Below are 20,352 nucleotides of genomic sequence, written 5' to 3'. Positions count from 1 at the left end.
GATTCATCCACAGCTGGTTAAATTTTGTGCAAAGGGTTCTTTAGGAAGGGCTAAGTCCCTATACTTGCCGCCAAAGCTCTAAAACTCTTTCAACAATCAATTCCTGATTACCTACATAAGCAGGCACGAGGTGCGTGGTGGATTTCCCTTCCCGTTTTGAAGTGATCGTCATCGGCGGCGGTCATGCCGGTACCGAGGCAGCACTGGCCTCAGCACGCATGGGCGTCAAAACCCTGTTGCTGACGCACAACGTGGAAACCCTCGGAGCCATGAGTTGCAACCCCGCCATTGGTGGCATCGGCAAAAGCCATCTGGTCAAAGAAATTGACGCCCTGGGCGGTGTCATGGCCATGGCTACCGACAAGGGTGGTATTCAATTTCGCGTGCTCAACAGCCGCAAAGGCCCGGCCGTTCGTGCGACTCGGGCGCAGGCTGATCGCATCCTGTACAAGGCGGCGGTTCGCGAAACCCTGGAAAACCAACCGAACCTGTGGATATTTCAACAAGCCGCGGATGACCTGATCGTCGAACAGGACCAGGTACGCGGTGTTGTCACCCAAATGGGCCTGCGTTTCTTCGCTGAATCCGTGGTGTTGACCACCGGTACATTCCTCGGCGGACTTATCCACATCGGTATGCAGAACTATTCCGGTGGTCGCGCTGGCGATCCGCCGTCGATTGCCTTGGCAAAACGCCTGCGTGAATTGCCGCTGCGTGTCGGTCGCCTGAAAACCGGGACCCCGCCGCGTATCGATGGGCGCTCTGTGGATTTTTCGGTAATGACCGAACAAGCCGGCGATACGCCGATTCCGGTGATGTCGTTCATGGGCTCCAAGGAACAGCACCCGAAACAGGTCAGTTGCTGGATTACCCACACCAACGCCCGTACCCACGAAATCATTGCCGCGAACCTTGATCGTTCGCCGATGTATTCCGGGGTGATTGAAGGCATTGGCCCGCGTTATTGCCCGTCGATCGAAGACAAGATCCACCGCTTTGCCGACAAGGAAAGTCATCAGGTCTTCATCGAGCCCGAAGGCTTGACCACTCACGAGCTATACCCGAACGGGATTTCCACGTCCCTGCCCTTCGACGTGCAGATCCAGATCGTGCAGTCGATTCGCGGCATGGAAAACGCACACATCGTGCGCCCGGGCTACGCCATCGAATACGACTACTTCGACCCGCGTGACCTGAAGTACAGCCTGGAAACCAAAGTGATCGGCGGCTTGTTCTTCGCCGGGCAAATCAACGGCACGACAGGTTACGAAGAAGCCGGCGCCCAAGGTTTGCTGGCCGGGACCAACGCAGCGCTGCGTGCGCAAGGCAAAGACAGCTGGTGCCCGCGTCGCGATGAGGCGTACATCGGCGTATTGGTCGACGACCTGATTACCCTGGGGACCCAGGAACCGTATCGGATGTTTACGTCCCGGGCGGAATACCGCCTGATCCTGCGCGAAGACAACGCTGACCTGCGCTTGACCGAAAAAGGTCGCGAGCTGGGCTTGGTCGACGACGCCCGCTGGGCCGCCTTCTGCAAAAAACGCGAAAGCATCACGCTGGAAGAGCAACGCCTGAAAAGTACCTGGGTTCGCCCGGGCACCCAGCAAGGCGACGCGATCGCCGAAAAATTCGGCACGCCGCTGACCCACGAATACAATTTGCTCAACCTGCTGTCCCGTCCGGAAATCGACTACGCTGGTCTGGTCGAAGTGACAGGCGAAGGTGCCGAAGACCCACAAGTGGCCGAGCAGGTTGAAATCAAGACCAAATACGCCGGTTACATTGACCGCCAGCAGGACGAGATCGCTCGCTTGCGCGCCAGTGAAAACACCAAGCTGCCTGTGGATATCGACTACACCGGGATTTCCGGTTTGTCGAAAGAAATTCAAAGCAAGCTGGGGATAACTCGGCCGGAGACATTGGGTCAGGCGTCACGTATTCCCGGCGTCACCCCGGCAGCGATTTCGCTGTTGATGATTCATTTGAAAAAACGCGGCGCGGGCCGTCAGTTGGAGCAAAGCGCTTGAGTTCGTTGGTCACCTCGCAACACGCCGAAGAGTTATCCACAGGGGCACGCCAGTTGGGTGTTGACCTGACTGCTGCCCAGCACGAATTACTGCTGGGCTACCTGGCCCTGTTGATCAAATGGAACAAGGCTTACAACCTGACTGCGGTGCGCAATCCTGACGAAATGGTTTCCCGTCATTTGCTCGACAGCCTGAGCGTGATGCCGTTTATCGAAAACGGCCGCTGGCTCGATGTTGGCAGTGGCGGTGGCATGCCAGGTATTCCCCTGGCCATCCTGTTTCCGGACTCGCAAGTGACGTGCCTGGACAGCAACGGCAAGAAAACCCGCTTCCTGACCCAGGTCAAACTCGAGCTCAAGTTGGATAACCTACAAGTTATCCACAGTCGGGTCGAAGAATTCACGCCTGAACAGCCTTTCAACGGAATTGTTTCCCGGGCGTTCAGCAGCATGGAGAACTTCAGTAACTGGACTCGCCACTTGGGCGACCGCGACACTCGCTGGCTGGCAATGAAGGGCGTTCATCCAAGCGACGAGCTGTTAGCATTGCCGGCAGACTTCCACCTCGATAGCGAACACGCCTTGGCCGTACCCGGTTGCCAAGGCCAACGCCATCTGCTGATACTGCGCCGCACGGCATGATTGGGAACACAAGCAAGAATGGCTAAGGTATTCGCGATAGCGAACCAGAAAGGTGGCGTGGGCAAAACCACCACCTGCATCAACCTCGCAGCATCCCTGGTTGCTACCAAGCGCCGGGTGCTGTTGATCGATCTCGATCCACAGGGCAACGCCACCATGGGTAGCGGTGTGGATAAACACGGCCTGGAAAACTCGGTCTACGACTTGCTGATCGGCGAGTGCGACCTGGCCCAGGCCATGCACTACTCCGAACACGGCGGTTATCAACTGCTGCCGGCCAACCGCGATTTGACGGCGGCGGAAGTGGTGTTGCTGGAAATGCAGATGAAAGAAAGCCGTCTGCGCAGCGCCTTGGCGCCGATCCGCGAGAACTACGACTACATTTTGATCGACTGCCCGCCTTCACTGTCGATGCTGACGCTGAACGCATTGGTGGCGGCCGATGGGGTCATTATCCCCATGCAGTGCGAGTACTACGCACTCGAAGGGTTGAGCGACCTTGTGGATAACATTAAGCGAATCGCTGAACTGCTCAACCCGAACCTGCAGATCGAAGGCCTGTTGCGCACGATGTTCGATCCGCGCCTGAGCCTGATGAACGATGTGTCGGCGCAGCTCAAGGAACACTTTGGCGATCAGCTTTACGACACCGTGATCCCACGTAACATCCGCCTGGCCGAAGCGCCAAGCTATGGCATGCCCGCGCTGGCGTACGACAAATCATCGCGTGGTGCCATTGCCTATCTGGCACTGGCCGGCGAGATGGTTCGCCGTCAACGCCGCAACTCACGCACCGCTGCTGCCCAGCCAACTTAAGGAATTCCCATGGCCGTCAAGAAACGAGGTCTCGGACGTGGACTGGATGCACTGCTGAGTGGTCCTACCGTCACTTCGCTTGAAGAACAAGCGGTGCAGGCCGACGAGCGCGAGCTGCAACACCTGCCGCTGGACCTGATCCAGCGTGGTAAATACCAGCCACGCCGCGACATGGACCCGCAGGCGTTGGAAGAGCTGGCCAATTCGATCAAGGCCCAGGGCGTAATGCAGCCGATCGTGGTGCGCCCGATCGGTGGCGGCCGCTTCGAAATCATTGCCGGCGAACGCCGCTGGCGTGCCAGCCAGCAGGCCGGTAAGGACACCATCCCGGCGATGGTGCGCGATGTGCCGGACGAAACCGCCATCGCCATGGCATTGATCGAGAACATCCAGCGTGAAGACCTCAACCCGATCGAAGAAGCGATCGCGTTGCAGCGCCTGCAGCAGGAATTCCAGCTGACCCAGCAACAAGTGGCCGATGCGGTGGGTAAATCCCGCGTGACGGTGTCCAACTTGCTGCGTTTGATCGCGCTGCCCGAAGTGATCAAGACCATGTTGTCCCACGGCGACCTGGAAATGGGTCATGCACGTGCTTTGCTCGGTTTGCCGGAAAATCAACAGGTTGAAGGGGCGCGACACGTTGTCGCACGGGGGCTCACCGTTCGTCAGACCGAGGCCCTGGTTCGGCAGTGGCTGAGCGGCAAACCTGCACCGGTCGAAACCGCCAAACCTGATCCGGATATCGCGCGTCTCGAGCAGCGCCTGGCCGAGCGCCTAGGCTCTGCGGTGCAAATTCGCCATGGCAAGAAAGGCAAAGGGCAATTGGTGATCGGATATAACTCGCTTGATGAGCTTCAAGGCGTCCTTGCCCACATCCGCTGAAACATTTGCTTATGTAGCGCGCGATCGGAAAACACTACCCGACAGTTGAATAGGGGCAGAACCGCCCCTATACTCTGCGCGCATTTTGTCGGCACAAATTATGCCAAGTTATTGATTTCCGGCAGCCGACCATTGAGGAGCAAGAGTGATGGAAACCCGCACGCCAAACACGTTGCCGTTCCATCGCTTGGCCGTTTTCCCGGTTTTATTGGCTCAATTTGTCGTTTTGCTGATCGCCGCATTGGCGCTTTGGTATTGGCATGGAGTCGTAGCCGGGTATTCAGGACTCTGCGGAGGCCTGATAGCCTTGCTGCCCAATATGTATTTTGCTCACAGGGCCTTTCGGTTTTCCGGCGCCCGAGCAGCCCAGTCCATCGTCCGGTCTTTTTATGCTGGCGAGGCAGGGAAATTGATTTTGACGGCAGTGCTGTTTGCACTGACCTTTGCAGGTGTGAAGCCATTGGCGCCGCTGGCTGTATTCGGCGTCTTCGTGTTGACCCAACTGGTCAGCTGGTTCGCTCCCCTGCTAATGAAAACAAGACTTTCGAAACCTTAGGGCGTTTGAGGCAACCATGGCAGAAACAACCGCTTCGGGCTATATCCAGCACCACTTGCAGAACCTGACCTTCGGTCAGCTTCCCAACGGCGGCTGGGGCTTCGCCCACACCGCAGCAGAAGCCAAAGAAATGGGCTTCTGGGCATTCCACCTGGATACTCTGGGTTGGTCTGTCGCATTGGGTCTGATCTTCGTCCTGATTTTCCGCATGGCGGCAAAGAAGGCGACTTCCGGTCAGCCAGGTGCTTTGCAGAACTTCGTTGAAGTATTGGTCGAATTCGTCGATGGCAGCGTGAAAGACAGCTTCCATGGCCGTAGCCCGGTGATTGCACCGCTGGCACTGACCATCTTCGTCTGGGTGTTCCTGATGAACGCCGTCGACCTGATTCCGGTCGACTGGATTCCTCAGCTAGCCATCCTGATCACCGGCGATCACCACATTCCATTCCGTGCGGTTTCCACCACGGACCCTAACGCCACCCTGGGCATGGCCCTGTCGGTGTTTGCGTTGATCATTTTCTACAGCATCAAGGTCAAGGGCATCGGCGGCTTCATCGGCGAACTGACCCTGCACCCGTTCGGCAGCAAGAACATCTTCGTTCAAGCCCTGCTGATCCCGGTGAACTTCCTGCTGGAGTTCGTGACCCTGGTCGCCAAGCCTATTTCCCTGGCCCTGCGACTGTTCGGCAACATGTACGCCGGCGAGCTGGTATTCATTCTGATCGCTGTGATGTTCGGCAGTGGTCTGCTCTGGCTTAGCGGCCTGGGCATCGTTCTGCAGTGGGCGTGGGCTGTGTTCCACATCCTGATCATCACCCTGCAGGCGTTCATCTTCATGATGCTGACCATCGTATACCTGTCGATGGCGCACGAAGAGAACCATTAAGACCAGTCTCGACTAGTCTGATGTCCTTCCCGGTAACACGGGAAGGTGGCCCACCAGGGCTATGAAACGATTTGTTTTACCGCTTTAAAATCTAAAAAACCTAAACCATACGACGTAAAAGTCGGGAGGAAAGATGGAAACTGTAGTTGGTCTAACCGCTATCGCTGTTGCACTGTTGATCGGCCTGGGCGCCCTGGGTACTGCCATTGGTTTCGGCCTGCTGGGCGGCAAATTCCTGGAAGGCGCAGCGCGTCAGCCAGAAATGGTCCCAATGCTGCAAGTTAAAATGTTCATCGTCGCCGGCCTGCTCGACGCCGTGACCATGATCGGCGTTGGTATCGCTCTGTTCTTCACCTTCGCGAACCCTTTCGTTGGTCAACTCGCTGGCTAATCACTCGAATTTTTCGAGTTGATTGGGGTGATGGACAACGAATGAGCGAGGTGTTGGCGTGAACATTAATGCAACCCTGATTGGCCAATCCGTTGCGTTCTTCATTTTTGTAGTGTTTTGCATGAAGTTCGTGTGGCCTCCGGTCATCGCGGCTTTGCACGAACGTCAGAAGAAGATCGCGGATGGTTTGGACGCTGCCACCCGTGCAGCTCGCGACCTGGAGTTGGCCCAAGAGAAAGCGGGTCATCAACTGCGCGAAGCTAAAGCACAGGCAGCTGAAATCATTGAGCAAGCCAAGAAACGCGGTAACCAGATCGTCGAAGAGGCTGTTGATAAAGCCCGCGTCGAAGCTGACCGTGTGAAGGCTTCGGCTCATGCCGAGATCGAACAGGAACTGAACGGCGTCAAAGACGCGCTGCGTGCCCAACTGGGTGCTCTGGCGGTCGGCGGTGCTGAGAAGATCCTCGGTGCCACAATCGATCAAAACGCGCACGCGGAGCTGGTTAACAAACTGGCTGCTGAAATTTAAGCGAGGGCGATCATGGCAGAACTGACCACGTTGGCCCGACCTTACGCTAAGGCAGCCTTCGAGCACGCCCAGGCCCACCAGCAGCTGGCCTCTTGGTCAGCCATGCTCGGCCTGGCTGCAGCAGTGTCGCAAGACGACACCATGCAGCGCGTGCTCAAGGCCCCGCGCCTGACGAGCGCAGACAAGGCCGCCACTTTTATTGAAGTGTGCGGCGACAAGTTTGATGTGAAGGTGCAGAACTTCATCCACGTCGTTGCCGAAAACGACCGTCTCCCGCTTCTGCCGGAGATTGCCGCTCTGTTCGACCTGTACAAGGCCGAAGCAGAGAAATCGGTAGACGTTGAAGTGACCAGTGCTTTCGCATTGAACCAAGAACAGCAAGACAAACTCGCCAAGGTTCTCAGTGCACGACTCAATCGGGAAGTGCGCCTGCAAGCTACGGAGGACGCATCCCTGATTGGTGGTGTCGTTATCCGCGCCGGCGACCTGGTTATCGATGGCTCGATTCGCGGCAAAATCGCGAAACTTGCCGAAGCATTGAAATCTTGAGTTTGAAGGGGCAGCAGAGCAATGCAGCAACTCAATCCTTCCGAAATAAGTGAAATTATCAAGGGCCGCATCGACAAGCTCGATGTGACCTCCCAAGCCCGTAACGAAGGCACTGTCGTCAGCGTATCTGACGGCATCGTGCGGATTCACGGTCTGGCCGACGTAATGTACGGCGAGATGATCGAGTTTCCGGGCGGCGTCTACGGTATGGCCCTCAACCTGGAGCAAGACTCCGTAGGTGCCGTTGTATTGGGCGCGTACACCAGTCTGGCTGAAGGCATGAGCGCCAAGTGCACTGGCCGCATCCTGGAGGTTCCGGTTGGTAAGGAACTGCTGGGTCGCGTAGTCGACGCACTGGGTAACCCTGTTGACGGTAAAGGTCCACTGGGCAACACCGAGACCGACGCGGTCGAGAAAGTTGCTCCAGGCGTGATCTGGCGTAAGTCGGTAGACCAGCCTGTACAGACTGGCTACAAGGCTGTCGATGCCATGATCCCAGTCGGCCGTGGCCAGCGTGAGCTGATCATCGGTGACCGTCAGATCGGTAAAACCGCTCTGGCGATCGACGCGATCATCAACCAGAAGAACAGCGGCATTTTCTGCGTCTACGTAGCTATTGGTCAGAAGCAATCGACCATCGCCAACGTGGTTCGCAAGCTGGAAGAAAACGGCGCCCTGGCCAACACGATCATCGTGGCTGCCAGTGCTTCGGAATCTCCTGCGCTGCAATTCCTGGCACCGTACTCCGGTTGCACCATGGGTGAATTCTTCCGCGACCGCGGTGAAGACGCGCTGATCGTTTATGACGATCTGTCCAAGCAAGCAGTGGCTTACCGCCAGATTTCCCTGCTGCTGCGCCGTCCACCAGGCCGTGAAGCTTACCCAGGCGACGTGTTCTATCTCCACTCCCGTCTGCTGGAGCGCGCATCCCGCGTTTCGGAAGAATACGTAGAGAAGTTCACCAACGGCGCAGTGACCGGCAAAACCGGTTCCCTGACCGCATTGCCGATCATCGAAACCCAGGCTGGCGACGTTTCCGCGTTCGTTCCGACCAACGTGATTTCCATCACCGACGGTCAGATCTTCCTGGAATCGGCCATGTTCAACTCCGGGATCCGTCCTGCTGTGAACGCCGGTGTTTCGGTATCCCGTGTGGGTGGTGCCGCTCAGACCAAGATCATCAAGAAGCTCTCCGGTGGTATCCGTACCGCTCTGGCTCAGTACCGTGAACTGGCGGCATTCGCCCAATTCGCGTCTGACCTGGACGAAGCGACCCGTAAGCAACTTGAGCATGGTCAGCGCGTTACCGAGCTGATGAAGCAGAAGCAATACGCCCCAATGTCGATCGCTGACATGGCGTTGTCGCTGTATGCCGCTGAGCGTGGGTTCCTGACCGACGTTGAAATCACCAAGATCGGCAGCTTCGAACAAGCGCTGATTGCTTACTTCAACCGCGATCACGCCGAATTGATGGCGAAGATCAACGTGAAGGGTGACTTCAATGACGATATCGACGCTGGCATGAAAGCCGGTATCGAGAAGTTCAAGGCCACCCAAACCTGGTAAGCCGCAGCGGGAGCCGCAAGGCTCCCGCTTGCTAACCTGATAGGTGTTACATGGCAGGCGCAAAAGAGATTCGCAGTAAGATTGCGAGCATCAAAAGCACGCAAAAAATTACCAGCGCCATGGAAAAAGTGGCGGTCAGCAAAATGCGCAAGGCACAAATGCGCATGGCTGCTAGCCGTCCTTATGCGGAGCGTATCCGCCAGGTAATTGGGCATCTGGCCAACGCCAACCCGGAATACCGCCACCCGTTCATGATCGACCGCGAAGTTAAGCGTGTGGGTTATGTGGTAGTGAGCAGTGACCGTGGTTTGTGCGGTGGTTTGAATACCAACCTGTTCAAGGCCCTGGTCAAGGACATGGCGGTAAACCGCGAAAAGGGCGTCGAGATCGATCTGTGTGTTGTTGGTAGCAAGGGTGCGGCCTTTTTCCGCAACTTCGGCGGTAACGTCGTTGCAGCTATCAGCCACCTGGGTGAAGAGCCGTCGATCAATGATTTGATCGGCAGTGTGAAGGTGATGCTGGATGCGTACCTGGAAGGCCGGATTGACCGCCTGTCCGTGGTATCCAACAAGTTCATCAACACCATGACCCAGCAGCCAACCGTGGAGCAATTGATTCCACTGGTGGCGACTCCGGATCAGGAACTCAAGCACCACTGGGACTACCTCTACGAACCAGACGCCAAAGAGCTGCTTGACGGCTTGATGGTGCGCTACGTGGAGTCGCAGGTGTACCAGGCGGTGGTCGAGAACAACGCAGCTGAACAAGCGGCGCGGATGATCGCGATGAAAAACGCTACCGATAACGCCGGTGATCTGATCAGCGATTTGCAGCTGATCTACAACAAGGCGCGTCAGGCTGCGATCACCCAAGAGATCTCGGAAATCGTCGGCGGCGCTGCCGCGGTTTAACGGTTCAAATATTCAGAGGATCCAGCTATGAGTAGCGGACGTATCGTTCAAATCATCGGCGCCGTTATCGACGTGGAATTTCCACGCGACAGCGTACCGAGCATCTACAACGCGCTGAAAGTACAAGGCGCGGAAACTACTCTGGAAGTTCAGCAGCAGCTGGGCGACGGCGTAGTTCGTACCATTGCGATGGGTTCCACCGAAGGCTTGAAGCGCGGTCTGGACGTTGTCGACACTGGCGCAGCCATCTCCGTACCGGTCGGTAAAGCGACCCTGGGCCGGATCATGGACGTACTGGGCAACCCGATTGACGAAGCTGGCCCGATCGACACCGAAGAGCGCTGGGGCATTCACCGTCCAGCACCTTCGTTCGCCGAGCAAGCTGGCGGCAACGATCTGCTGGAAACCGGCATCAAGGTTATCGACCTGGTTTGCCCGTTCGCCAAAGGCGGTAAAGTCGGTCTGTTCGGTGGTGCCGGTGTAGGCAAAACCGTAAACATGATGGAACTGATCCGTAACATCGCCATCGAGCACAGCGGTTATTCCGTGTTCGCCGGTGTGGGTGAGCGTACTCGTGAGGGTAACGACTTCTACCACGAGATGAAGGACTCCAACGTTCTGGACAAAGTGGCACTGGTTTACGGTCAGATGAACGAGCCGCCGGGAAACCGTCTGCGCGTAGCACTGACTGGCCTGACCATGGCCGAGAAGTTCCGTGACGAAGGTAACGACGTTCTGCTGTTCGTCGACAACATCTACCGTTACACCCTGGCCGGTACTGAAGTATCCGCACTGCTGGGCCGTATGCCTTCGGCAGTAGGTTACCAGCCGACTCTGGCTGAAGAGATGGGCGTTCTGCAAGAACGTATCACTTCGACCAAAGAAGGTTCGATCACCTCGATCCAAGCGGTATACGTACCTGCGGATGACTTGACCGACCCGTCGCCAGCGACCACCTTCGCCCACTTGGACGCCACCGTCGTTCTGTCCCGTGACATCGCTTCCCTGGGTATCTACCCAGCGGTCGATCCACTCGACTCGACTTCGCGCCAGCTGGACCCGAACGTGATCGGCCAGGAGCACTACGACACCGCTCGCGGCGTTCAGTACGTGCTGCAGCGTTACAAAGAACTGAAGGACATCATTGCGATCCTGGGTATGGACGAGCTGTCGGAAGCCGACAAGCAGTTGGTAAACCGTGCTCGTAAGATCCAGCGTTTCTTGTCGCAGCCGTTCTTCGTGGCTGAAGTCTTCACCGGTGCATCGGGTAAATACGTTTCCCTGAAAGACACCATTGCTGGCTTCAAAGGCATCCTCAACGGTGACTACGACCACCTGCCAGAACAAGCGTTCTACATGGTCGGCGGCATCGAAGAAGCGATCGAGAAAGCCAAGAAACTGTAATCCCGGCGCCCGGCAACGGGCGCTCATCAGGTTGAGGCAATCAGATGGCTATGACAGTCCATTGCGATATCGTCAGCGCGGAAGGGGAAATCTTCTCCGGTCTGGTAGAAATGGTGATTGCACACGGCGAACTCGGTGACCTGGGTATTGCCATGGGCCACGCGCCATTGATCACCAGCTTGAAGCCAGGTCCGATCACTCTGACCAAGCAAGGCGGGGAAAAGGAGGTGTTTTACATCTCCGGTGGTTTCCTCGAGGTTCAGCCGAACATGGTCAAGGTACTTGCCGACACCGTGCAACGTGCTGGCGACCTGGATGAAGCCTCCGCTCAGGAAGCCGTCAAGGCTGCCGAGAAGGCCCTGAACGAAAAGGGCGCGGACTTCGACTACAGCGCTGCTGCTGTACGTCTGGCCGAAGCTGCAGCTCAGCTGCGCACGCTCCAGCAGATCCGCAAGAAGTAAGCGGCCCAGCCGCCATGCTTCAAGCGCGATTGATTAAAAAGGGTAGCCTCGGCTACCCTTTTTCTTTTTTAGCAAAACACTTCTCTGGTCTGAAGCCGGACCGTCCAGGATTGGTAGCCATTCATGTCTCTTGAAATTGTCATCCTCGCCGCAGGCCAGGGCACCCGTATGCGTTCGGCCCTGCCCAAGGTGCTGCACCCCGTCGCGGGCAACTCCATGCTTGGCCATGTTATCCACAGCGCCCGGCAACTGGACCCGCAGCGGATTCACGTGGTGATTGGCCACGGTGCCGATGTGGTGCGTGAACGCCTGGCGGCGGATGACCTGAATTTTGTATTGCAGGACAAACAACTCGGTACCGGCCACGCCACCGCGCAAGCCGTGCCGTTCATCAGTGCCGATACGGTGCTGATTCTCTATGGCGACGTGCCGCTGATCGAAGTGGAAACCCTGCAACGCCTGCTCAAGCACGTCGTCCCTGGCCAGATGGGCCTGCTTACCGTCGAGCTGGATGACCCTACCGGCTATGGCCGCATCGTGCGCAATGCCGACGGCAAGGTAGCGGCCATCGTCGAACACAAAGATGCCAGCGAAGCCCAGCGTGCGATTACCGAAGGCAACACCGGCATTCTCGCCGTTCCTGCCAGCAAACTTGCTGACTGGATGAGCCGTTTGTCCAACAACAACGTCCAGGGCGAGTATTACCTCACCGACGTCATCGAAATGGCCGTGAGTGATGGCCTGCTGGTTGCCACCGAGCAGCCCCACGACCCAATGGAAGTGCAGGGCGCCAACGACCGCAAGCAGCTTGCAGAACTGGAGCGCCACTACCAATTGCGCGAAGGCCGCCGCTTGATGGCCCAAGGGGTGACCTTGCGTGACCCGGCGCGTTTTGATGTACGCGGCGAGGTCACCGTGGGCCGCGACGTGCTGATTGATATCAACGTGATCCTCGAAGGCCGGGTGATCATTGAAGACGACGTGGTGATTGGCCCGAACTGCGTGATCAAGGACAGCACCCTGCACAAAGGCGTGGTGGTCAAAGCCAACAGCCATATTGAAGGTGCGGTGATGGGCGAGGGCAGTGATGCTGGTCCGTTTGCACGCCTTCGTCCAGGCAGCGTGCTGGAAGCCAAGGCCCATGTGGGTAACTTTGTGGAACTGAAAAACGCTCACTTGGGCGAGGGCGCCAAGGCCGGCCACCTCACCTATCTGGGTGACGCAGTGATCGGCGCGCGCACTAACATCGGTGCTGGCACCATTACCTGCAACTACGATGGCGCAAACAAGCACCAGACGGTACTGGGCGAAGATGTGTTTATCGGCTCTAACAATTCACTGGTTGCGCCAGTAAAAGTGGGCGACGGCGCCACCACGGCCGCCGGCTCAACCATCAACCAAGATGTGGATAACTTGCAGCTCGGCGTAGCCCGCGCTCGCCAGCGCAACATCGACGGTTGGAAACGCCCGGTCAAAATCAAAAAGACCTGAGTTATCCACAGAGTCGAAATCAGCACCGTTCAAATGTGGGAGCGGGCTGCTCGCGAAAGCGTCGGTTCAGGCACTGAAAAGTTGACTGACACACCGCATTCGCGAGTAAGCCCGCTCCCACATTTTGCTCAGTGTTGTGTCAAAAAGACTTTTCGATCTGCTTGACGATTTCCTGCCAATAGGTTTTGATTGCCTTCGTTATCTTTCGAAACGAAACTTAAGACCATCATGTCGAAACGAAATACGCCCCAACGACGCCACAACATTCTGACGATGCTCAATGAACAGGGCGAAGTCAGCGTGGACGAGTTGGCCAAGCGTTTCGAAACTTCGGAAGTGACTATCCGCAAGGACCTGGCCGCTCTTGAGAGCAACGGCCTGTTGCTGCGCCGTTACGGTGGCGCGATCACCATGCCTCAGGAACTGGTGGGTGATGCCGCCCAGCCGATTTCGGCCTACAAGCGCGCCATCGCCCGTGCAGCCGTCATGCGTTTACGTGAACACGCGCGCATCATCATCGACAGCGGCAGCACCACCGCCGCCATGATCCCCGAGCTGGGCCACCAGCCAGGTCTGGTCGTCATGACCAACTCGCTCCACGTGGCCAGCGCCTTGAGCGAACTGGAACACGAGCCGGTGCTGTTGATGACGGGCGGCACCTGGGACCCGCATTCGGATTCGTTCCAGGGCCAGGTCGCCGAGCAAGTGCTGCGCTCCTACGACTTTGATCAATTGTTCATCGGCGCTGACGGCATCGATCTGGCGCGCGGTACTACCACCTTCAACGAATTGCTGGGCCTGAGCCGTGTGATGGCCGAGGTCGCCCGTGAAGTGGTGGTGATGGTCGAGTCCGACAAGATCGGCCGCAAGATTCCCAACCTGGAACTGCCCTGGAGCAGCGTCCATACCCTTATTACCGATGATCGCCTGCCGCTTGAGGCCCGCGACCAGATCCAAGCCCGCGGCATTACGTTGATATGCGCGGCAATCATCTAGGAGACATACCATGTGTGGAATTGTAGGCGCAGTCGCTGAACGCAACGTCACCGCTATCTTGCTCGAGGGCCTCAAGCGCCTGGAATACCGCGGCTACGACAGCGCCGGTGTGGCGGTTTTCACCAACGCCGGCAAGCTCGAGCGAATGCGTCGCCCGGGCAAGGTCGCTGAGCTGGAGCAAGCGCTGCTCGGCGAGCCGCTGGTCGGCCGTCTCGGCATTGCTCACACCCGCTGGGCCACCCATGGGGCGCCGTGCGAACGCAATGCCCACCCGCACTTCTCCGGTGACCTGGCGGTGGTGCACAACGGCATCATCGAAAACCACGAAGTGCTGCGCGAACAGCTCAAGGGCCTGGGCTATGTGTTCACCTCGGACACCGACACCGAAGTCATCGCCCACCTGCTGAACCACAAGCTCAAGGACCTCGGCGACCTGACGGTTGCTCTCAAGGCCACCGTCAAGGAACTGCACGGCGCCTATGGCCTGGCCGTGGTCAGCGCCAGCCAACCCGACCGCGTGGTTGCTGCGCGCAGTGGCAGCCCGTTGGTGATCGGCCTCGGCCTGGGGGAAAACTTCCTCGCCTCCGACCAACTGGCCCTGCGCCAGGTCACCGACCGCTTCATGTACCTGGAAGAAGGCGATATCGCCGACATCCGCCGTGAAAGCGTGGCGATCTGGGACGTCAACGGCAATTCCGTCGAACGCGAAGCCGTGCAATACCGCGACGGCGCCGAAGCTGCCGACAAAGGCGCATTCCGCCACTTCATGCTCAAGGAAATCCACGAGCAACCGGCCGTGGTGCAGCGCACCTTGGAAGGTCGCCTGGGTGACAGGCAAGTACTGGTCAACGCTTTCGGCCCGCAAGCGGCCGAGCTGTTCGCCAAAGTGCGCAATGTACAGATTGTCGCCTGTGGCACCAGCTATCACGCCGGTATGGTTGCCCGTTACTGGCTGGAAGAACTGGCCGGCATTCCGTGCCAGGTCGAAGTCGCCAGCGAATTCCGCTACCGCAAGGTGGTGGTGCAGCCAGACACCCTGTTTGTGACCATCTCCCAGTCCGGCGAAACCGCCGACACCCTGGCCGCACTGCGCAACGCCAAAGAGCTGGGCTTCCTCGGTAGCCTGGCCATCTGCAACGTCAGCATCAGCTCCCTGGTGCGCGAGTCCGACCTGACCCTGTTGACCCAGGCCGGTCGCGAAATCGGCGTGGCGTCCACCAAAGCCTTCACCACCCAGCTTGTGGGCCTGTTGTTGCTGACCCTGTCCCTGGGCCAGGTTCGCGGCACCCTCGCCGAAGGCGTCGAAGCCACTCTGGTCGAAGAACTGCGCCGCCTGCCAACCCGCCTGGGCGAAGCCCTGGCCATGGACAGCACCGTAGAAAAAATCGCCGAACTGTTTGCCGACAAAAACCACACCTTGTTCCTCGGCCGTGGCGCGCAGTACCCGGTGGCGATGGAAGGCTCGCTGAAACTCAAGGAAATCTCGTACATCCACGCCGAAGCCTACCCGGCCGGTGAGCTGAAACACGGCCCGCTGGCCCTGGTGGATGACGACATGCCGGTGGTGACCGTTGCGCCGAACAACGAACTGCTGGAAAAACTCAAATCCAACCTGCAGGAAGTGCGTGCCCGTGGCGGCCAACTGATCGTGTTCGCCGACGAGAAAGCCGGCATGACCAACGGTGAAGGCACCCACGTCATCAACATGCCGCACATCCACGACAACCTGTCGCCGATCCTCTACACCATCCCGCTGCAGTTGCTGTCGTACTACGTGGCGGTGCTCAAGGGCACCGACGTCGACCAACCGCGCAACCTGGCGAAGTCGGTGACGGTGGAGTAATCCCCCAAGCGCCTGGAGGCCGTTGGATTTAGAGAATTAAAACTGTCGCTAGCTAATTAAAACTGTCGCAGCACAGGGGCGCGCTCGTTGGCTCCCTTGATGTCGCGACAGGCTTCTCCCGCCCGGTTCCTAAATTGGCACCAATGCACCGGCGTTTCCGATGCTCTTGCAAATACGACCTGATGAGTCACTTACTTCCTTTGTAATGCGAAACCTCCTTATCAACAGGTATGCATCCGATATGGAGGTTTTTATAGAGCTGGCAAAGCGTGCCTCATTCAGTAGAGCTGAGGTAAAGAAATTGGCGTCGGCTATAGGATGGCAGGGGTGTTATGGATTCAATCGCCTGATTCATTACCACACGGATGCGGCAAAGCTCTTTGTAATTAAGAACTCTCAAGATGTTTCCTATTCTGGAAAGCACTATGCAACAGAGGAAGTTCGCTATAGCGACTGGGATGCTTCTTATTGCCCTGACTGCGTAAGAGAAGATCTAGAGAGCTTCGGTTTTTCGTATTGGAAACGCTTCTGCAACCGGTACGTGAAGGTCTGCTACAAGCACAACGTAGTCCTTCTTAACCACTGCCCATTTTGCGGTAAACCGTTTTCACGCAAAGGCCATACATTGGATGTAATGTGGCGAAAGTGTGATGGCAAACATCTTGCCGAAGCACCGTCCCTGCGTAACGATAATTTATCGGAACTCAAGCGTGCCATTACCATCCATGGACTTTGTTCATCTTCACATCACATCTGTGATGTGGTGGCGCTCAGTGTCTTGCAGGAAAAGGCGGCGTCTCTAATTTCGATCATGCCTACAGCTCTCACTGCGGAAATGGAGTCTGAACTACAACAAATAGATAGCTACCTTAAAATGTTGACTAGGTCACGTTTGAACAATAACGCGAATGGCATAAGCTACCTAAACCTATGGATTATTGATGCTGTGGCAACTCTCTATGAGCGCTTTGATGATTTCTCGATGGACCTGAGATTGAGGCAGGCTGATGCTCGACCTATAGACTCGCTATGGGCAACATATCAGGCGGGGGGGATAGAGTCTGCTCACTATGTTGAAGAGGATTACGCCTCCGGGGTAGGTCGTTGGTTCTGCCCTTATCCAAGCCCGCTATCTGAGAATGATTGCAGCGGCGATGGGTATTACAGACGGCGGCCCAGACAATACCCTTGTTGTAATTTCCCACACCCTAAATTTAAGGGGCAAAAACTAAAGATGGGAAAGGTGAGCGAGATATTACCAGGCGTCCCCCAAATAAAGCCCGAGACCCGTATGGGTATTTGATGAATGCTTAAAGTTGGCCTAGCGGCTGCTCAATCTCTACTATAGAAGTTGATGTCTGCGCTTCAGCAAGCTTCTATACGCTGTACTAATTGGCCAAGTTCAGCGGGTCCGAAAAATGGCCTCAGCGAATTGATGCAGCGACGTGTATGTACCACCGCCTTGCCGGTCGAGCCAAAAACCGTGCATACCAAATGCGATGGGCCCTTCGCAATCACATCGCTTTGAATCACCTACCATCCAAGTTTCAAATGGCGCTGCCGATACTAGTTGTGTCGCGTGGCGATAGATATCGAAGGATGGCTTAATTGCGCCTACGGCAAAGCTGTAACTGTAGCCGTCTAACTTCGGATATAGGTTTTCAATAGCTGCCGCATACGGCTTCGCCAGGTTAGAGCACACCACCACTTTTACTCCTGCGTCTTGAAGTGCCTCTACCGCAACAATGCCGTCCGGATAGGCTCGAATATTTGCTAAATCATTGTGTAGATCGGACTCTAATCGTGACATCACGGATGGATCGACCAGGATGCCAAAAAAATCCGCAGCCTGACGCAGGTCCATAGGTAAGGTAAGGAGCTGTTCTGCATCAGTAGATTGGGGTCGGCGCCCCTGTTCAATGCCGAGTTTGAGAATTTTTCGAAAGGGGTGGCTGCCTTCGTTGATTTGTATCAGCGTACCGAACGCGTCAAAAATAGCTGCTGAAACAGGCATACAAAAAATCGCTCACGTTGGAATGGTGTGGTGCTTTTTACGCCCCACCGAATAGCTGTATAGGTGGTAGAGCAAGCTTCCTGACTTAAGACTAGCTCATTGATACCTCGCGGCTGAACCGTATACGGGCCAATGAAGCCAAATTTTGAAATGCGGAGGGTGGGGTGCTCTCAACCGAAGAAGATGAGGTGAGCGCCCGGCTCAATATTATTGTTAATTCAGCTCAAAGAGATGTGGAATCCAGTAGCCCGAAGCTAAGTGACACTCTGCAGCATTTCAGAGAGCAATTTTCTCGTTTTAGGGTAATGCGATCTCTTCTCAAGTGATGAAAATAAACTTGGCACCAACAGGTATAAGTCACTCTTGCGAAGTTTGGTCGGCTGCTCGATCAGCGTTGATTCAACTAAAGTGCGCAACTTTTCATCGCGGCTGTCCCAGTCAATGCATACATAATTTCCGCGTCTGCCACTCGGCAAATTGCTGGTCCGATTAGATAACCAGTAACGATCGTTTCGATAAAGCCAGGCGTAGACATTAGGGTTCAATTTTTTAATATCATTTGCGCTGAGGTTGGGGTTTAGACTGACACTGTTGCTCCATTTGTTTCTTTGTTGCTCTTGCTTTTTAAGATAAATTATCTTGTTGAATTCTTTTTCAACTGAGGGGTTCAAGCGCAGTACCCGGTTCACTGTGCTTATCGATAATTCAAATCTTGAGCAGATCTCTTTTTTTGATGTGCCTACCATCAATGACTCTATAATTTTATCTTTCAGTTCCTTGATAAGCTTTTTTGGTTTTAGAGTGCGCGCTCTTAATTCTAATTTTGGTAGCGGGCACTCACTAGGTTGAATCTGACTAACCAGTTCATAATTCCCTGCTACTGAAATTCTCTGCTGTGCAGCGAGCTGTTGGTACGAGCCCAGGAATAACTCGAAGCGTCTGAATAAAAACATTATGAGAGTTAAATGCTTCAGCGGATGGCAATAGCCACGCTGCTTGCGAGTCATTTGAGTCATGAACCGTTTTGCACAATGCACGTCGCGGGGTAATGCAGAAAAAGGCGGATAAGGTTGAAGCGCAGTGCAATATTCCGCAAAGCGCTCTGCAGTCGCCTCTCGCTCATGCGGGGAGATTCCCTGACGATTGATCGCGCCCTTATAGACTTGAACGACTATGCTGGGCTCAAAGCGACAAGAGCTACGCAATTTACCGAGCGCTACCACTGCGACAGACATAGCCAGCAGCGTTTTGAGGGTTGGAGGACTAGGTGTAGGTGGACCAATCGTAATAAGGTCCGCTTCATCTGGAAGAAGCCATTGAAAGCGTCTCGACCACTGTCTATTTTCTGTAGATTCCATAAGTAAGCAATTATGAAATGGGCACATAGATACGCCTGGAAATTGGTGAGCTAGATGCCAGTATGTGACTCCATGAAGCGCACGATCAGCGGTCATACATTGAATACAAGCCTTTAAAGGGTGTCCCCCTCCAAATCGGCCCGTGATAAGTCCTAGTCTGTATTTAAAAGAGCCCAACGTCGGCCTGTTCATGGCTCGTTCAAGAGCATCCACATGTTCAGGTGATTGGAAAGGGAAGAATATAGGGGAAATCGTATGCTCACGGATTATTTCCTCTGAGCTACCCCATGTTAATTTTGCATCTTCATTCAGTAGTTCGAGACTTCGAGGGAAGTCGTGTGAAAACGACTTAGTATCGCTTCCAAAGAGATAGTGTAGTGTTTCCGCAGATGAATGGTTGGCACAAAGAAAATGCTGCCGACTACATAGGCTAAAAAAACACTCGTCCTCTAACCAATGGAGATACGGAATTCGCATTTTGATGGCGTCCATTTATCTCGTATCTCAAAGGAAGTCACAATAATTCCACGGTGTAGAATTGTAAAATCTCTTTAAGTTATTACGAAGCAATTTATTATTTTATTTTGTTCAAAAACTTCGGAGGCGAGACGTCGTACCGCCGACCAAAGTTAAAAACGAAAAAATCCGTCCGTGGACCGGAATCTTGTGTACGCCTGGATAGGTGGAGACTGATGCCGTTTTTATCAGCGACTGAGATCATGCTTGGTTGGTACGCAAACTTGTTGTCAGTTAGGAATTTCCGGCTGTAACATATTCTGCTTAATCGAAATGCTAGCGAAGCAAACACTATGCTCGTAACGCCTGAATAAGGCTTCGTCATGGTGGGCGGTTCACAATCGGCGATGACGCCTAAGGTATGCCCTATTCGAAATATCAGATGACAGCTCGTTAAACGTGAGCGCTGTATGTCAGATAGACAGAGGCCCAAGTGCAACCTTGGGCCTCTGTGGATAAGTCAGATTTCGATCCCTGACTCATCCATTTTCTATCCCTAACATGTGAGACGT

Annotated in this window: 19 protein-coding genes and 1 pseudogene; 17 read left to right on the top strand and 3 right to left on the bottom strand. The window is 55.5% G+C overall.

Annotated features, from left to right (window positions below):
- Positions 1 to 137: 137 nt before the first annotated feature.
- The 17 genes from mnmG (at position 138) to CPH89_RS30105 (ending at position 17,255) form a co-directional block, all read left to right on the top strand.
- Positions 138 to 2,030: a tRNA uridine-5-carboxymethylaminomethyl(34) synthesis enzyme MnmG gene (gene mnmG, locus CPH89_RS10150; RefSeq protein ID WP_053258822.1), complete on the top strand. Its 1,893-nt coding sequence runs from the start codon at positions 138 to 140 to the stop codon at positions 2,028 to 2,030.
- Positions 2,027 to 2,671: a 16S rRNA (guanine(527)-N(7))-methyltransferase RsmG gene (gene rsmG / locus CPH89_RS10145; RefSeq protein ID WP_053258798.1), complete on the top strand. Its 645-nt coding sequence runs from the start codon at positions 2,027 to 2,029 to the stop codon at positions 2,669 to 2,671. The genes mnmG and rsmG overlap by 4 nt, the downstream gene beginning before the upstream one ends.
- Positions 2,672 to 2,689: 18 nt before the next feature.
- Positions 2,690 to 3,487 (top strand): ParA family protein, encoded by a 798-nt coding sequence (locus tag CPH89_RS10140; RefSeq protein ID WP_016978715.1) that lies wholly within the window; start codon positions 2,690 to 2,692, stop codon positions 3,485 to 3,487.
- A 9-nt stretch (positions 3,488 to 3,496) separates the two neighbouring features.
- Positions 3,497 to 4,369, top strand: a complete 873-nt coding sequence (locus CPH89_RS10135) for a ParB/RepB/Spo0J family partition protein (RefSeq protein WP_053258797.1) — start codon at positions 3,497 to 3,499, stop codon at positions 4,367 to 4,369.
- Positions 4,370 to 4,517: 148 nt separating this feature from the next.
- Positions 4,518 to 4,925, top strand: coding sequence for a F0F1 ATP synthase subunit I (locus CPH89_RS10130; RefSeq protein WP_053258796.1), 408 nt, complete (start codon positions 4,518 to 4,520; stop codon positions 4,923 to 4,925).
- A 16-nt stretch (positions 4,926 to 4,941) separates the two neighbouring features.
- Positions 4,942 to 5,811 carry a F0F1 ATP synthase subunit A gene (gene atpB / locus CPH89_RS10125; RefSeq protein WP_053258795.1) on the top strand — a complete coding sequence of 290 codons (870 nt, stop codon included), beginning with the start codon at positions 4,942 to 4,944 and terminating at the stop codon, positions 5,809 to 5,811.
- Between the two features lie 133 nt (positions 5,812 to 5,944).
- Entirely contained in the window at positions 5,945 to 6,202 is a 258-nt protein-coding gene (gene atpE / locus CPH89_RS10120; protein ID WP_002555987.1) for a F0F1 ATP synthase subunit C, read from the top strand.
- Positions 6,203 to 6,260: 58 nt separating this feature from the next.
- The gene (locus CPH89_RS10115) at positions 6,261 to 6,731 is read left to right on the top strand and encodes a F0F1 ATP synthase subunit B (RefSeq protein ID WP_016970692.1); all 471 of its coding nucleotides are present in this window, start codon (positions 6,261 to 6,263) and stop codon (positions 6,729 to 6,731) included.
- A 12-nt stretch (positions 6,732 to 6,743) separates the two neighbouring features.
- Positions 6,744 to 7,280, top strand: a complete 537-nt coding sequence (locus CPH89_RS10110) for a F0F1 ATP synthase subunit delta (RefSeq protein ID WP_053258794.1) — start codon at positions 6,744 to 6,746, stop codon at positions 7,278 to 7,280.
- Between the two features lie 21 nt (positions 7,281 to 7,301).
- Positions 7,302 to 8,846, top strand: coding sequence for a F0F1 ATP synthase subunit alpha (atpA, locus tag CPH89_RS10105; RefSeq protein ID WP_053258793.1), 1,545 nt, complete (start codon positions 7,302 to 7,304; stop codon positions 8,844 to 8,846).
- 50 nt (positions 8,847 to 8,896) lie between these two features.
- Complete coding sequence (gene atpG, locus CPH89_RS10100) at positions 8,897 to 9,757, top strand: F0F1 ATP synthase subunit gamma (protein WP_010207685.1); 861 nt, start codon at positions 8,897 to 8,899, stop codon at positions 9,755 to 9,757.
- A gap of 27 nt (positions 9,758 to 9,784) precedes the next feature.
- On the top strand, positions 9,785 to 11,161 hold the full coding sequence (gene atpD / locus CPH89_RS10095; RefSeq protein ID WP_017135118.1) for a F0F1 ATP synthase subunit beta: 1,377 nt from the start codon (positions 9,785 to 9,787) through the stop codon (positions 11,159 to 11,161).
- A 44-nt stretch (positions 11,162 to 11,205) separates the two neighbouring features.
- Positions 11,206 to 11,622: a F0F1 ATP synthase subunit epsilon gene (locus CPH89_RS10090; RefSeq protein WP_003177061.1), complete on the top strand. Its 417-nt coding sequence runs from the start codon at positions 11,206 to 11,208 to the stop codon at positions 11,620 to 11,622.
- 123 nt (positions 11,623 to 11,745) lie between these two features.
- Complete coding sequence (gene glmU / locus CPH89_RS10085; RefSeq protein ID WP_053258792.1) at positions 11,746 to 13,113, top strand: bifunctional UDP-N-acetylglucosamine diphosphorylase/glucosamine-1-phosphate N-acetyltransferase GlmU; 1,368 nt, start codon at positions 11,746 to 11,748, stop codon at positions 13,111 to 13,113.
- Between the two features lie 225 nt (positions 13,114 to 13,338).
- Positions 13,339 to 14,109, top strand: coding sequence for a DeoR/GlpR family DNA-binding transcription regulator (locus CPH89_RS10080; protein WP_169876596.1), 771 nt, complete (start codon positions 13,339 to 13,341; stop codon positions 14,107 to 14,109).
- Positions 14,110 to 14,119: 10 nt separating this feature from the next.
- Positions 14,120 to 15,952, top strand: a complete 1,833-nt coding sequence (gene glmS / locus CPH89_RS10075; protein ID WP_053258790.1) for a glutamine--fructose-6-phosphate transaminase (isomerizing) — start codon at positions 14,120 to 14,122, stop codon at positions 15,950 to 15,952.
- Positions 15,953 to 16,193: 241 nt separating this feature from the next.
- On the top strand, positions 16,194 to 17,255 hold the full coding sequence (locus CPH89_RS30105; protein ID WP_141125125.1) for a hypothetical protein: 1,062 nt from the start codon (positions 16,194 to 16,196) through the stop codon (positions 17,253 to 17,255).
- Between the two features lie 99 nt (positions 17,256 to 17,354).
- Here the strand turns inward: CPH89_RS30105 and CPH89_RS10065 are convergent, their stop codons facing one another.
- The 3 genes and pseudogenes from CPH89_RS10065 to CPH89_RS30890 all read right to left on the bottom strand — a co-directional run.
- The gene (locus CPH89_RS10065) at positions 17,355 to 17,966 is read right to left on the bottom strand and encodes an HAD family hydrolase (protein ID WP_053258788.1); all 612 of its coding nucleotides are present in this window, start codon (positions 17,964 to 17,966) and stop codon (positions 17,355 to 17,357) included.
- Between the two features lie 254 nt (positions 17,967 to 18,220).
- Positions 18,221 to 19,324: a TnsD family Tn7-like transposition protein gene (locus CPH89_RS10060; RefSeq protein ID WP_232005435.1), complete on the bottom strand. Its 1,104-nt coding sequence runs from the start codon at positions 19,322 to 19,324 to the stop codon at positions 18,221 to 18,223.
- Between the two features lie 60 nt (positions 19,325 to 19,384).
- A pseudogene (locus CPH89_RS30890) lies at positions 19,385 to 19,801 on the bottom strand (TnsD family Tn7-like transposition protein); the annotation flags it as partial.
- Between the last annotated feature and the right edge of the window lie 551 nt (positions 19,802 to 20,352).

The organism is Pseudomonas fluorescens (genome assembly GCF_900215245.1).
GTDB lineage: Bacteria > Pseudomonadota > Gammaproteobacteria > Pseudomonadales > Pseudomonadaceae > Aquipseudomonas > Aquipseudomonas fluorescens.
This window is presented reverse-complemented; position numbering and strand designations above follow the sequence as displayed.